At 60.6% G+C, this 14,170-nt stretch carries 11 protein-coding genes; 8 read left to right on the top strand and 3 right to left on the bottom strand.

Translation table 11 applies throughout. The features are described 5' to 3' along the window. Nucleotides 1-35 precede the first annotated feature (35 nt). Nucleotides 36-1,247, top strand: a complete 1,212-nt coding sequence (locus FQ668_RS17695) for a M24 family metallopeptidase (protein ID WP_014590572.1) — start codon at nucleotides 36-38, stop codon at nucleotides 1,245-1,247. A 162-nt stretch (nucleotides 1,248-1,409) separates the two neighbouring features. Next, nucleotides 1,410-2,744, top strand: a complete 1,335-nt coding sequence (locus FQ668_RS17690) for an MFS transporter (protein ID WP_010954505.1) — start codon at nucleotides 1,410-1,412, stop codon at nucleotides 2,742-2,744. A 129-nt stretch (nucleotides 2,745-2,873) separates the two neighbouring features. On the opposite strand, the gene FQ668_RS17685 is transcribed toward FQ668_RS17690, so the two are convergent. Then, nucleotides 2,874-3,881, bottom strand: coding sequence for a GlxA family transcriptional regulator (locus FQ668_RS17685; protein ID WP_014860028.1), 1,008 nt, complete (start codon nucleotides 3,879-3,881; stop codon nucleotides 2,874-2,876). Nucleotides 3,882-4,061: 180 nt separating this feature from the next. Here FQ668_RS17685 and pssA point away from each other — a divergent pair, with 180 nt between their 5' ends. After that, nucleotides 4,062-5,390 (top strand): CDP-diacylglycerol--serine O-phosphatidyltransferase, encoded by a 1,329-nt coding sequence (gene pssA / locus FQ668_RS17680; RefSeq protein ID WP_019438324.1) that lies wholly within the window; start codon nucleotides 4,062-4,064, stop codon nucleotides 5,388-5,390. Between the two features lie 232 nt (nucleotides 5,391-5,622). Continuing rightward, on the top strand, nucleotides 5,623-6,768 hold the full coding sequence (locus FQ668_RS17675; RefSeq protein ID WP_026031929.1) for a GGDEF domain-containing protein: 1,146 nt from the start codon (nucleotides 5,623-5,625) through the stop codon (nucleotides 6,766-6,768). A gap of 121 nt (nucleotides 6,769-6,889) precedes the next feature. Here FQ668_RS17675 and ppnN read toward each other — a convergent pair whose 3' ends face one another. Then, complete coding sequence (ppnN, locus tag FQ668_RS17670; RefSeq protein WP_014590577.1) at nucleotides 6,890-8,263, bottom strand: nucleotide 5'-monophosphate nucleosidase PpnN; 1,374 nt, start codon at nucleotides 8,261-8,263, stop codon at nucleotides 6,890-6,892. Nucleotides 8,264-8,471: 208 nt separating this feature from the next. Then, complete coding sequence (locus FQ668_RS17660; protein WP_014590578.1) at nucleotides 8,472-9,533, bottom strand: YeiH family protein; 1,062 nt, start codon at nucleotides 9,531-9,533, stop codon at nucleotides 8,472-8,474. A gap of 112 nt (nucleotides 9,534-9,645) precedes the next feature. Between FQ668_RS17660 and FQ668_RS17655 the strand changes: the two genes are divergently transcribed. The 4 genes from FQ668_RS17655 to FQ668_RS17640 all read left to right on the top strand — a co-directional run bounded on the left by FQ668_RS17655 (nucleotide 9,646) and on the right by FQ668_RS17640 (nucleotide 14,140). After that, nucleotides 9,646-10,533 (top strand): LysR family transcriptional regulator, encoded by an 888-nt coding sequence (locus tag FQ668_RS17655; protein ID WP_019437196.1) that lies wholly within the window; start codon nucleotides 9,646-9,648, stop codon nucleotides 10,531-10,533. 200 nt (nucleotides 10,534-10,733) lie between these two features. Further along, nucleotides 10,734-11,759 (top strand): AraC family transcriptional regulator, encoded by a 1,026-nt coding sequence (locus FQ668_RS17650; RefSeq protein WP_026031838.1) that lies wholly within the window; start codon nucleotides 10,734-10,736, stop codon nucleotides 11,757-11,759. A gap of 271 nt (nucleotides 11,760-12,030) precedes the next feature. Then, entirely contained in the window at nucleotides 12,031-13,383 is a 1,353-nt protein-coding gene (locus FQ668_RS17645; RefSeq protein ID WP_064493012.1) for an aromatic acid/H+ symport family MFS transporter, read from the top strand. A 28-nt stretch (nucleotides 13,384-13,411) separates the two neighbouring features. Then, nucleotides 13,412-14,140 (top strand): nitroreductase, encoded by a 729-nt coding sequence (locus FQ668_RS17640; protein ID WP_019436941.1) that lies wholly within the window; start codon nucleotides 13,412-13,414, stop codon nucleotides 14,138-14,140. The last annotated feature ends 30 nt before the right edge of the window (nucleotides 14,141-14,170 follow it).

Genomic DNA, 14,170 nt, shown 5'->3' with positions numbered 1-14,170 from the left:
GAACAGCGTGCTCACAACGACAAGGAACCCCGACCATGCAAATGCCCAAGACCCTGAAAATCCGCAATGGCGACAAGGTACAGCCAACCTTCTCCGCTCAGGAATACGCTGCTCGCCACGCCCGGTTGCGGGCCTATATGGCCGAGCAGGACATCGAGGCGGCAATCTTCACCTCGTATCACAACGTCAACTATTACAGCGATTTCCTCTACTGCTCGTTCGGCCGCCCTTATGCGCTGGTGATTACCCAGGACAAGGTAGTCTCGATCAGCGCCAATATCGACGGCGGGCAACCCTGGCGGCGCACGGTGGGCACTGACAACATCGTCTACACCGACTGGCAGCGCGACAACTATTTCGTCGCCATCCAGCAGGCGTTGCCGCTGGCCTCGCGCATCGGCGTGGAATACGACCACCTGAACCTGCAGAACCACGGCAAATTCGCCGCCTGCTACCCCAAGGCCGAGCTGGTGGACATCGCTGCGCCGTGCATGCGTATGCGCATGATCAAGTCGGCCGAGGAGCAGTCGCTTATCCGTCACGGTGCACAGGTGGCCGACATCGGCGGAGCGGCAGTGGTCGAGGCCCTGCGTGAGCAGGTGCCCGAGTACGAGGTGGCATTGCACGCCACCCAGGCGATGGTGCGCGAAATTGCCAAACGCTTCCCCGACGCCGAGCTGATGGACACCTGGACCTGGTTCCAGTCCGGGCTCAACACCGATGGCGCACACAACCCGGTCACCAGCCGCCGTGTGGGCAAGGGCGAGATCCTCAGCCTCAACTGTTTCCCCATGATCGCCGGCTACTACACCGCGCTGGAGCGCACCCTGTTCCTTGACCACTGCCCGGACGAGTACCTGCGTCTGTGGCAGGCCAACGTCGAAGTGCACGAAGCCGGGCTGCAACTGGTGCGCCCAGGCATGCGCTGCAGCGATATCGCCCGCGAACTGAACGAGATCTTCCTGCGCCACGACCTGCTGCAGTACCGCACCTTCGGATATGGCCATTCGTTCGGCACGCTCAGCCATTACTACGGCCGCGAGGCGGGGCTGGAGCTGCGCGAGGACATCGATACCGTGCTGGAGCCGGGCATGGTGGTGTCGATCGAGCCGATGATCATGCTGCCTGAAGGGCGACCGGGGGCGGGCGGTTATCGCGAGCATGACATTCTGATCGTCAACGACAGCGGCGCCGAGAACATCACCAGGTTCCCGTATGGGCCGGAGCACAACATCATTCGCAAATAAGCATCGGCGTCGGCTGCTTCGCGGGCAAGCCCGCTCCTACAAAGATTTCACCGTTGTCGTAGGAGCGGGCTCACCCGCGAAAAGGCTGGCCCAGACAACAACAAGATCCCTGTATGACCACCAGACCCTGCCTCCAATTAAAAGAACCAGAGGGTACCCGTCATGTCCAGCACCACCCTAGACCCATCCGCCATCGCCGGCCCCGCGCACAACGCCGAACGCCAGGCGCTGCGCAAGGCCGCCCGGGCCAGCTTCATGGGCAACTTCGTCGAGTGGTTCGACTACGCTGCCTACGGCTATCTGGCCACCATCATCGCCGCCACCTTCTTCCCGCAAACTGACAAGACCACCGGCCTGCTGGCTACCTTCGCGGTATTCGCGTTGTCTTTCCTGGTACGCCCGCTGGGCGGCATTGTCTGGGGCCATTTCGGCGACCGACACGGCCGGCGCAACGCGTTGTCGTGGTCGATCCTGATCATGTCGGTATCTACCTTTTGCATCGGCTTGTTGCCGGGCTATGCGCAGATCGGGCTGTGGGCACCGGCCTTGCTGTTGCTGATCCGCCTGGTACAGGGGTTTTCCGCCTCGGGTGAGTACGCCGGGGCCGCTGCGTTCCTGGCCGAGTACGCGCCGCCTGGGCGGCGTGGCTTGTACACCAGCATCGTGCCGGCCAGCACGGCGGCGGGGTTGTTGTTCGGTGCGGCGTTCGTTGCGGTGCTGCATGAGCTGCTCAGCAGTGAAGCCCTGCATGAGTGGGGCTGGCGCCTGCCGTTCCTGCTGGCGGCGCCGTTCGGCCTGGTAGGGCGCTATATCCGCATGAGCCTGCAGGACACGCCCAAGTTCCTGGAGATGGAGCAGCGCCTGGAAACCAAGGCCGGCATGGCCACGACGCCGCTGCGCGAACTGCTGGGCCAGCACCGGCGCAGCCTGGCGATCGGCATGGGTGTCACCTGCCTGAATGCGGTTGCGTTCTACCTGTTGCTCAGTTACATGCCGACCTACCTGTCCAGTGAAATGGGCATGAGCGAGCGGGACTCGTTCATCGCCTCGACGGTGTCGCTGGCCACCTATATCGGCTTGATCTTCCTGATGGGGCGGCTGTCCGACCAGTTTGGTCGCAAGACCATGCTGGTGGTGGCCTCGCTGTTGTTCCTGGGGTTGACCGTGCCGTTGTTTCGCCTGCTGGACGGCCAGCCGCTGCTGGTGATTCTGGCAATCCAGATCCTTTTCGGTGCGATGCTGGCGATGAACGACGGGACCTTGCCGTGCCTGCTGGCCGAAATCTTTCCGACCCGGGTGCGCTTCAGCGGGTTTGCCTTGAGCTTCAATGTGGCCAATGCGCTGTTTGGCGGGACTGCGCCGTTCATTGCCACCTGGCTGATTCAGGTGACGGGCAGCAAGCTGGCCCCGGCAGGATACTTGCTGGCGGCAGCACTGGTGGCGCTTGTGGCCATGCTGATGTGTCGGGAGACGGCGCACGCGGCCCTTGAAGATTAGTTGACCTGCACTGCCCTCTTCGCGGGCAACCCCGCGCCTACGACGGCCTGTGCCGGACCACCGATGTGCATCCATTGTAGGAGCGGGCTTGCCCGCGAAGAGGCCAGCCAAGCCAGTACAGGACCCCATTCAATGGAGAGAGGCCTGCCGCCGCTCCCCTAAAGGCGACAGCCCGAAGAACCGGCTATAACTCTTGGAAAAATGCGCAGGCGAACTGAAGCCGCAGGCCAGCGCTACCTCACGCACTTGCACGTCGCTGCGCAGCAGTAACTCCCGCGCCCGCGACAGCCGCAGCTCCAGGTAATACTGGCTGGGCGTGCGCTGCAGGTACTTGTGGAACAACCGCTCCAATTGGCGCACGGTCACGTCGTTGAGGCTGGCCAGTTCCTCCAGCCCCAGCGGTTCCTCCAGATTGGCCTCCATGATCGCCACCACCTGGCTCAGTTTGGGCTGAGCGCTGCCGAGCAGGGTGCGCAGCGGTACACGCTGGCGCTCACGCTCACCGCGTACGCGGTCGCACAGCAACAGCTCGGCGGCCTTGGCCGCGATGTCCTGGCCGCCAGTATCCCGGGCCACCAGTTGCAGCATCATGTCCATGGCTGCCACGCCGCCTGAGCAGGTGTAACGGTCGCGGTCCAGTTCGAACAGCTGGCTTGAGATCACGATACCGGGGAAGTGTGCCTGCAACGTCGGCAGGTCTTCCCAGTGGATGGTGCAGCGGTAACCCTTGAGCAATTCGGCCTTGGCCAGCAGGTAGCTACCGGTGCAGATACCGCCCAGTGGCAAGCGCTGGCGGGCCAGTTGGCGCAACCAGTCGATCAATGGGCGGTTGCTACGGCTTCGGTCAATCGGGTTGGCGCCGACCACCAGCAAGGCATCCAGCGCGGGGGCGTTGGCGATGTTGTAGTCGGGCAGTACGCGCATGCCGTTGCTGGCTACCACCGGCGCGTCGTCTGCAGCGATCAGCACACTGCGATACAGCGGCTTGCGCGCGGCCAGGTTGGCCATGCGCAGGGTCTCCACCGCCGACGCAAGGCCGATGGTGGTGAAATTGGGCAAAATAAGGAAGCCAAAGGTCTTTGCCGAACAATTCTTTACACTAGACGGCGATAGGTTTGCAGAAGCGGGGTGGACCATTGCGCTGTTCCTGTGCAAGCTGAGGCCTGGTTGGTCAGGGGCAGTGAGAAAGCAGAGCCTCGCGTGGTTCTTGTTGTTATGGGTCGTTGCCGGGTCGATCATACACCCCGGATGCAGCGGCCAGGAATGGCCCCGCCGGCTGGCTGGGCCGACAGTGATTGACAGAGAAGGTGAGCGTCAGTGAACCCCGAAACCATGCTGGCGGGCTTGCCAGGCTACGCCATGGCCCCCGAAGCGATCCAGGTGCTGCCCGATGCCAGGGCTTACCGCGCCTGCCTGTTCGAGCGCATCCGTACGGCGACTCGGCGCATCGTTATCGTTGCGCTGTACCTGCAGGAGGACGAGGCCGGTCAGGAAGTGCTGGATGCCTTGTACCAGGCCAAGGCCGCGCGGCCAGGCCTGGAGATCACCATCGTGGTCGACTGGTTCCGCGCCAGGCGCGGGCTGCTGGGGGCCGGGCGTCAGCCGGGCAATGCCGCCTGGTATCAGGCCCAGCGCCAGTTGCGTGGGCTGGACATCGCGATCCATGGGGTGCCAGTGCAGACCCGCGAACTGTTCGGGGTGTTGCACCTCAAAGGCAGCATCATCGACGATTGCGTGATCTACACCGGCGCCAGTCTGAACAACGTCTACCTGCATCGTTTCGACCGCTATCGCCTGGACCGCTATCACCTGTTCCAGTCACCGGCACTGGCCGATGCCATGGTCGGCCTGGTTCAGCGGTTGCTGCACCATACCGCCACACCGCGCCTCGACCTGCCGGCGCCACCCTCTACCCGCAGCTTGCGCGGTGACATTCGGCGTTTGCGCGCACGGCTGCGGCGCATGGCCTACGAGGTACCGGCCAGCGTGACGGGGCAGGGCTTGCAGGTAATCCCGCTGCTGGGGGTGGGCCGTGGCAATCCACTGAACCGGGCGCTGTGCGCCTTGCTGGCAGTGGCGCGCGCGCAGATCATCATCAGTACACCGTATTTCAACCCGCCACAGGTCGTGATGCGCGAACTTGACCATGCCCTGGCGCGGGGGGTTGGGGTGGAACTGATTGTCGGTGACCGCACCGCCAACGACTTCTACATCGCCCCTGGCGAACCGTTCAGTGCCAGTGGTGCATTGCCCTATCTGTACGAGGACAACCTGCGCGCCTTCGCCCGCCGCCGCCACGCCGCGATTGCCAGCGGCCAGCTGCAAGTACGCATCTGGAACGACCCGGGACATACCTTCCATGCCAAGGGCGTGTGGATCGACCAGCGTTATTCGCTGTTGACCGGTAACAACCTGAACCCGCGCGGGTTCAACCTGGACCTTGAGAACGGCCTGCTGATCGACGACCCGCAGGGTCAATGGCTGGCGCCACGGGAAGCAGAGTTGACCGAACTGCGGCGCTTTGCGCCGAGAATCGATTCGGCAGAGGCGCTGGGGGAGAAGGCCGAACATCCCAAGCAAGTACGCAAGTTTCTGCGTCGATTGCGCTATAGCCGGTTGGAACCGTTGATCAAACGGGTGCTCTGACATCGCCTGTACTGGCCCTGTCGCCGGCAAGCCAGCGACAGGGCCAGAGTGGTGCGAACGGTGCATTGATGTCATTATGATATTGCTACCCACGGCCCTTTGTCTGGGGCTGGTTTACAATGTGCAGGCAACCGTGCAAGGCCCCTCTGAACGTGATCACGATCGCATACAGTCGGGCCTTTTCCCGTTAACCAGACAGGCCAATGCGTATATGGCGTTAGATCCACCCACGATGCTGACTATTTCAGTCGCTTTGGCTGCTGCGGCCGCCTTGTACCTGGCGATTGAATGGCGCAGCGTGCGCGAAACCTCGTTGCTGTATTGGAGTGCGGGTTTCGCCACGATTACGGTTGGTAGCATCCTGGCATTGTTGCGCGGGGTCGGCTTTCTGTTCATCGGAATCTGGTTCGCCAATGGCTTGCTGGTGGTGGCCCACGTGTTTTTCCTGATCGGCGTGCTGCGCTTCACTCAAGAGCGCTTGTCACGTGCGTGGTTGATGATTGTGCTGGTCTGGTTCGCCTTGCTGCTGCTGCCCGTGGGCCCGCAGTGGTCGAAGGTGATACTGATGGTCAACTCGTTGTTGGTGGCCTCGCTGACGCTCAAGGCCAGTTTCCTACTGCGGCCACATGGCAAATCGCTGAGTGTCGGGGCTGTGCAACTGCGCTATGTGTTGCTGATCCATGGGCTGTTCTATGTGGCCAAGGCGGCCATCGCGATCATGCCAGGCACGCTGATTGACCTGGCGACCTTTGGCGGGCTGATCATTCAGGTTTCGCTGGTGGAAGGCGCGATGGCGATCATGCTGATTGCCTTGTCGATGACCGGCACCGTACGTTACCGGCGTGAAGAGCGGATTGCCCGGCTGGCAGCCCGTGACCCGCTGACTGCGCTGTACAACCGGCGTGCACTGGAGGTGCGGGCGGGGCATTTCTTCAAGGACGTGAGCCCGGCGCAACCCGGGGCATTGCTGTTGATCGACATTGATAACTTCAAACTGGTCAACGACCTGCACGGGCATATCGCCGGCGACCGTTTGCTGATTGCCTTGAGCGAGATGATCCGTACGACGCTGCCCGAGCGCTCGCTGGCGGCGCGATTGGGCGGGGATGAATTCGTCATCTTGCTCAGTGGCGCGAGCAGTGAACGGGTCATGGAACTGGGTAGTGGGCTGCGTGAGCAGTTCCAGCAGTACGCCGACAAGACCGTGCCTACGCCCCATGCGGTTACCTTGAGCATTGGTGCCAACGTGTTCGATCAGCCGCCGGCGAGCCTGGCGGCGTTGATCGAGCAGGGGGATGTGGCGTTGTACCAGTCCAAACGTGGGGGGCGCGACAGCATTCGGTTTTTCGAGCGGGCGATGGTTGAACTCCGGCAATGAGCGAATCACCTAGGTGGGTGAGCTTTCATGTAACCCATGTGGGTGATCCGTACAGGCGCTCCCGTCACTCGGCCCCCGCGTTTGACGGGCATCCATGCCCGTCATCGGCAAAACAGCGTGGTCAGGTTGCAACCTGATAGCACGGTACATACTCGGCGCCGCCGGGCAGCTTCATCCGGTGCTGGTCGACGAATGCCTGCAGCAGCCGGCCCAGCGGGTCCAGTACGGCGCTGTCACCATGGATCTGATACGGCCCGTGTTCCTCGATCAGGCGGATGCCTTTGTCCTTGACGTTGCCTGCGACAATCCCGGAAAACGCCCGGCGCAGGTTGGCCGCCAGTTCATGGGGCGGGAGCTCGCGGCGCAAGTCCAGGTCGGCCATGGCCTGGTGGGTCGGGTCGAACGGTCGCTGGAAGCTCTCCTCGATCTTCAGCAGCCAGTTGAAGTGGAAGGCATCGTTGCGCTCGCGGCGGAACTGCTTGACCGCTTTGAGGCCTTCGACCATGTGCCGGGCGACTTCCGCCGGGTCATCAATGATGATTTCGTACAGGCGATGGGCCGCTTCACCCAGCGTGGCGCCGACGAAAGCGTGCAACTGTTGCAGATAAGGCTCGGCGCTGCGCGGGCCGGTGAGCACCACCGGGAACGGCAGGTCGTGGTTGTCCGGGTGCATGAGGATGCCCAGCAGGTACAGGAACTCCTCCGCCGTGCCGGCACCGCCCGGGAAGATGATGATGCCGTGGCCGACACGCACGAAGGCCTCCAGGCGCTTCTCGATGTCTGGCAGGATCACCAGTTCGTTGACGATCGGGTTGGGCGCTTCGGCGGCGATGATGCCGGGCTCGGTCAGGCCCAGGTAGCGGCTGCCATGCATGCGTTGCTTGGCGTGGGCGATGGTGGCACCCTTCATCGGGCCTTTCATCACGCCCGGGCCGCAGCCGGTGCAGACATCCAGCTTGCGCAGGCCCAGTTCGTGGCCGACCTTCTTGGTGTACTGGTATTCCTCGGTGCTGATAGAGTGGCCGCCCCAACACACCACCATCTTCGGCTCCACGCCCGGGCGCAAGGTACGCGCGTTGCGCAGCAAGTGGAAAACGTAGTCGGTGATGCCCTGGGAGCTTTCCAGGTCGATGCGCTGGCTGGCCAGCTCGCTTTCGGTGTAGACGATGTCGCGCAAGGCGCTGAACAGCATTTCACGTGTGCTGGCGATCATTTCACCGTCGACGAAGGCGTCGGCTGGGGCATTCAGCAGCTCCAGGCGCACGCCGCGGTCCTGTTGGTGGATACGCACCTCGAAGTCTTTGTAGGCCTCAAGGATAGTCTTGGCATTGTCGACATGGGCGCCAGTGTTGAGGATTGCCAGGGCGCACTGGCGGAACAGTGTGTAAAGGCTACCGGTACCGACTTCACTCAGTTGCTGCACTTCACGTTGTGACAGCGTCTCCAGGCTGCCTTTGGGGCTGACGGATGCATTGATGACATGGCGTTGAGGCATCTAAGTCTTTCCTGTGCGGGTAAAACATCCTTCTTTGACACCACCATACCGAGAAATGTGGACGGCAACGAGGGGGGCGTGGAAAAACCTTGAGACCGGGTGGCCTGCTTCGCGGGTAAACCCGCTCCTACAGGGGCCTTGCCGTCTTCAGGGCAGCACCCACCTGTAGGAGCGGGTTTACCCGCGAAGCAGCCGACTCGGTCTCCAGTCAGCCCAACAGCTTCTGCACCCCCAGGGTAATCGCCAACCCCCCGCCAACCAGCCACAGGTTGAGGATCGCCCCGGTGGCCAGCGCCCGTGGCCCAGCCTGGCGAATCTGGCTGAAGCGGGTCTCCATGCCCAACGCCGTCATGGCCATGGTCAAGGCAAAGGTGTCCAGGCTGTTCACGGCCTGGGTCACGCTGCCAGGCAGCACTTGCAGTGAATTCACCAGGACCAGGGCCAGGAAGCCAAAAGCGAACCAAGGCATGGCAATGCGCCCGTTGCCCTGCGCCTGGCCAGCCTTGCGCGAACGGCTGATCCACAGGCCCACCACCAGCAGTACCGGCACCAGCAGCATGACCCGGGTCATCTTGACGATGGTGGCGACATGCGTGGCTTCGGGGCTGACATTGCTGGCCGCGCCAACCACCTGCGCCACTTCGTGGACAGTGCCGCCCAGCAACAGCCCGGCGCCCATGGTATCCAGATGCAGCCAGCCGGCATTGATCGCCAGTGGGTAAAGGAACATCGACAAGGTACCGAACAGCACTACGCTTCCGACTGCCATGGCGCTTTTATGGGGGGCGCTGCGCAGCGCCGATTCGAATGCCAGCACGGCGGCGGCGCCGCAGATGGCGCTGCCGGCGGCGGTCAGCAAGGCGGTATCGCGGTCGAGCTTGAACACTTTCATGCCACACCACAGACCGATCAGCAGGGTACTGGTGACTACCAGCACCGAGACGATAAGCCCCGACCAGCCGACTTCGGCAATTTCCTGCAGGCTTACCCGCAGGCCGAAAAATGCCACGGCAATGCGTAACAGGCCGCGAGCGGAAAAGTTGATGCCCGCTGCCCAGCTTGCCGGTACGCCGTCACGCAGCGCGTTGCCATACAAGGCACCTGCGACGATACCCACGATCAGCGGGCTGATGCCCAGGTTGGCGATAGCGGGCAGGGCCGCCAGTTGCGTGACTGCGACCGCGAACAGCGCGACGAACAGAATGCCATTGAGCCGCCCTCGGGTGGAGAGGGTAGGGGCAAAGGCAGGGTTGGACGGAACCGTGGCCATGTGAGTCCTCCGGAAAAGGTGTTTCGACAAGGCCTACGTTAATCTGGTTATAAGCTTATAAAAAATCGTAATTTAGGATGGCAAATATCCGCAAAACTGATATTTTTCAAAAATGACCCCAGAACAGCTGATAACATTCGCCACGGTTGCCGAACACGGCAACATCAGCCATGCCGCTCAAGCCCTGCACCTGTCGCAGCCGGCGGTGTCCGGCCAGCTCAAGCTCTTGCAAGAGGCGTTTGGCGAACCCCTTTACCAACGTGCCGGCCGCGGTGTGCGGCTGACAGCGGCCGGTGAGCAGTTGCTGGCGCATGCCGAGCGCCTGCGCGAAACCTTCCGACAGGCGCAAGCATTGCGCGAGGCCATGCGCGGGCTGGAGCGCGGCACCTTGCGCATCGGCGCCAGTACCACGCCTGCCAGTTACCTGCTGCCTTACCTGATCGCCGATTTTCACGGGCGTTATCCGGATGTGCTGGTCACCACCTCGCATGGCAACACGGCAGAGATCGTCGCCGCCCTGGACAGTGTTGATATCGCCCTGATCGAGGGGCCGCCCGGGCAGGAGTTGCCGTTGGGTACGCAAGTGACGCCGTGGCGCGAGGACGAGATCGTGGCGATTGTGCCCCGCGGGCATCCGCTGGCAGGCAGTGACCAGCAGACGCTGGCGGCGCTCGGCGCCTACCCCTTGGTACTGCGTGAAAGCGGCTCGGGTGTGCGGCAGATCGTCGAGCGGGCGTTTGCCCGTGATGGCGTGGCGATGCGTGTGGCGCTGGAGATCGCGGGCGTTGAAGGGGTAAAAGAGGCGGTCCGGGCCGGGATGGGGGTTGGCTTTGTGTCGGCGATGTCCATTCGTCATGAGGATGGGGCGCTGCACCGGCTGCAGGTAGCGCCGCAGGCGCTGGTGCGGCGTTTTTCCATTCTGTTGCCGCATGCGGCTACGCCTTCGCGGGCTGCCTCGCGGTTTCTTGAATTGTGTGTTGCCATGCAAGAGGTGGGTTGACTGTACTGGTCTCTTCGCGGACGTGCCCGCCACAGGTACAGCACAGATTTTTGAAGACGGTGCTGTATCTGGACTGCCCCCAGGAAGTTGGACGCCAATTCAACCCTTGGTGGCTTCTGAACATAGGGTATTGGCTATATGGATCGGCGTGTATGCTTTGCAAGGCAGCCTTCGGTATCGAGTTAGCAACGGAGCCCCAGATGGAGTTTTCTGCCTACAAAGGCACCACGTCGATCAGCCTCGTGCGGGACGCACTTCAAGGAGCAGAACTGCGTGGCCTGGATGTCGCTACTGTGCTCAGCCACGCGCATATTGATCCACTTCTGCTGGACCAGCGCTATGCCAGGGTACCTGCTGGTACGTTCTCCAGATTGTGGATTGCGTTAGCGGATTTGCTCGACGATGAGTTTTTTGCGGCAGACAGTCATCCCCTTCGCAGAGGTAGCTTCAAGCTGATGGCGCAATTGGCCCTCGGCTGCGACACCATTGGGCAGGCGCTCAAGCGGATTCTGGCGTTTCTCAGGACTGCCCTTGATGACATCTACGGGTCGGTGGAATGCGAGGGAGAGCATGCTGCAATTATCATTCATGATCATGGTGAGTTGCGAAGGGTGTTTTGTTACGGTGCCTGGCTGGTGCTCGTGCACGGCCTGCTTTGCTGGCTGTGCGACAGGCGCATTCCTATTGTGAAGTTATCGATGCGTCCTCCTCAGCCGGTGGACGACAGCGACTATCGAATGCGCTTTTGTGAGGAAATCGAGTGGAGGGCCGATAGAACCTCCGCTGTGTTCGAGAAGAGCTTTCTGGCGTACAAGGTTTGCCAAACGCCCGCTTCTCTTCCTGCCTTTCTAAAAGGCACGCCAAGTAACTTCCTTGTGAAATACCGTAACGACGACAGTACGAGCATTATGATCCGGCGGCGATTAAAACTGCTCTCTCCACACACGTGGCCTGAACTCGATGAGCTCGCCCGCGACTTGAGCATGTCCAGTTCCACCTTACAGCGAAGGCTCTATGCTGAGGGTTTCACCTACCAACGGCTCAAAGATAATCTAAGGCGGGATATTTCCATCAGTCTGCTGTGCCGGGCAGGTATGACGGTGGATGGCGTTGCGTCAGAGGTTGGCTTCATTGAGACCAGTGCGTTCCACAGGGCATTCAAGAAATGGACGGGTATCACCCCTGGTGCTTACAGACGCTCGTTGCGTAGCCCTCGAGGGGACTAGTCCGCTGCGCTTGGGCTGATCGCTTCTGTTCGAAGCTATCTGGTTTTTTCCAAAACTGCCCGTTCCGGTCAAGCAGAATGATGCCATTGGGCATGGTTGGCGCTTGCCATAAGGCCTACGATTTTTCTCGGGCGCCGTCTAGCTGGTGCCTCTCAACTCTCCCGACTCACACGCGGAACCATGCGTACCTGTGCGTGTGGTCGAGTTGTGCCAGATCGCTATACGTATGTGGACTTCAAAAACACAACAATAAGATTGAAGGAGACACGGTATGAGTTCTTTGAATATGTACACGTTGACCGAAGAGTCGAAGTTTAACCGCTTTCATGGACTTATTCTGTTCTGGTGCGTGTTGATTCTGATTATCGATGGTTACGACTTGGCAGTGGTGGGGGCTGCCCTGCCAGCCATCATGGCCGATATGCAAATTGACGCAACCAGCGCCGGGGTAATGGCTGGCTCAGCATTGTTCGGGACAATGCTGGGCGCGATTTTTTTAGGCACATTGGCAGATCGAATTGGCCGGCCGAAAATGATCGCGATGTGTGTCGCGCTGTTCAGCATTTTCACCGCTGCGGCAGGGTTCACTGACAGCCCGCTGACCTTCAGTATCATGCGCTTTATCGCCGGCTTGGGAATTGGCGGTGTGTTGCCCATCTGTACGGCGCAGATGGGTGAGTTCTCGCCCTTGAAAGTTCGCACCCGGCTGGTGACCATCGTTTTCGCAGGCTATTCGGTGGGCGGAATTCTGGTAGCGCTGACGGGTAAACAACTGATCGAAAGCTACGGTTGGCAATACGTGTTTTACGTGGCAGTCCTGCCAGTGGTATTGATTCCTTTCATTCTCAAGACAATGCCCGACTCTATCGGCTTTATGTTGAAGCAGGGGCGACAAGACGAGTTGAAAGTCATCGCGCGTCGCCTTCGTCCTGACCTTGTGATCAAGGATGACACGCAATTCGTTGGCAATCCGCAGATTATCTCTGCTCAAGACAAGCCGGTACGAAGCCTTTTCCTGGAAGGCCGTGGATACAGCACGGTCATGATCTGGATGGCATTCATGACCGGGCTGTTCATGGTGTATGCGCTCAATTCGTGGCTCACCAAGTTGATGGCCATGGCGGGCTTCAGCCTCGGTTCAGCCCTGAATTTCGTCATCGTGTTCAACCTCGGTTCGATCTTCGGTGCAATTCTGGGTGGATGGCTTAGCGATAAATTCAGCATCAAGCACGTCTTGGTGGTGTTCTATGTAGTGGGCGCGGTCGCACTCACGTTGCTGGGGTATACCCGCTCCACCGAACTGCTCTTTGTCGTCGTGTTCATCGTGGGGGCCTCGACCCTTGGCACACAGCTTCTGGCCTATGCATACGCCGGCGATTTCTATCCCTCCACCATCCGCTCGACTGGCGTCGGTTTTGCATCGGGGGTCGGTCGCGTCGGGGCGATTGTCGCACCTGTTTTGATTGGTGCCTTGGTGTCGATGGCGTTGCCGCTGGAGCAGAACTTCATGGCAATCGCGCTCGCCGGCCTGGTAGGGGCTGTTGCAGTGACCATGATCAACCAATCCCGCTCGGACTCGGCTGTAGTGAGGAAGAAGGCCACGGTTGCCCACGAGCTGACCTGACCGTAATTCTGAGAGACAGGTGCCAAGTATGCTTATTGATCGCTTGCGCGAATCACCGGTAGGTTCGGACGAAACAGCCCGTTTGATCGACTGGGCAATTGTCTCACGTCGGAGCATCAGGTCGTTCCTCCCAACCCCAGTTCCGCTAGAGGAAATCGAAGCGATGCTGAACGTTGCTCGCTTTAGCGCAACAGGCGTCAACCTGCAGCCCTGGAATGTGCATGTTGTTACCGGTGATATGAAGGCACGGTTGTCCGCAGCACTTGCTGAGGTTGATGACCATCCGGCTGATGACCAACGCTTTTCTGATCCCTACGCGTATTACCCCAGGGAGTGGACGTCTCCCTACATCGAGCGGCGCAGGGAGGTGGGGTGGGGGCTCTATAGCTTGTTGGGCATCAGTCGAAGCGATAAACAAAGGATGCATGAGCAACACGGCCGGAATTATCGCTTCTTCGGGGCGCCTGTTGGCCTGTTCTTCACGATTGACCGCGTGCTTCAGGAAGGGAGCCTGCTGGATTATGGCATGTTCCTGCAAAGCCTCATGATTGCCGCACGGGGAAGAGGCTTGCACACCTGCCCACAGGCAGCATTCCTTAAATATCACAGCATCATCACTGAAATGCTGGAAATACCGAAGAGCCAAATGCTCGTCTGTGGGATGAGCTTGGGTTATGCCGATGATGGCAGCATTGAGAACACGTTGGTTACTGGCCGTGAACCCGTGCGTGCATTCACTACCTTTCACTCAGAATAAAAAACCTGGCGTGCGCTCTGTGCAAGTTTG

This window comes from Pseudomonas sp. Kh14 (assembly GCF_900291005.1).
Lineage (GTDB): Bacteria > Pseudomonadota > Gammaproteobacteria > Pseudomonadales > Pseudomonadaceae > Aquipseudomonas > Aquipseudomonas alloputida.
Note: the sequence above shows the minus strand (reverse complement) of the source record. Positions and strands in the feature narration are given on the sequence as shown.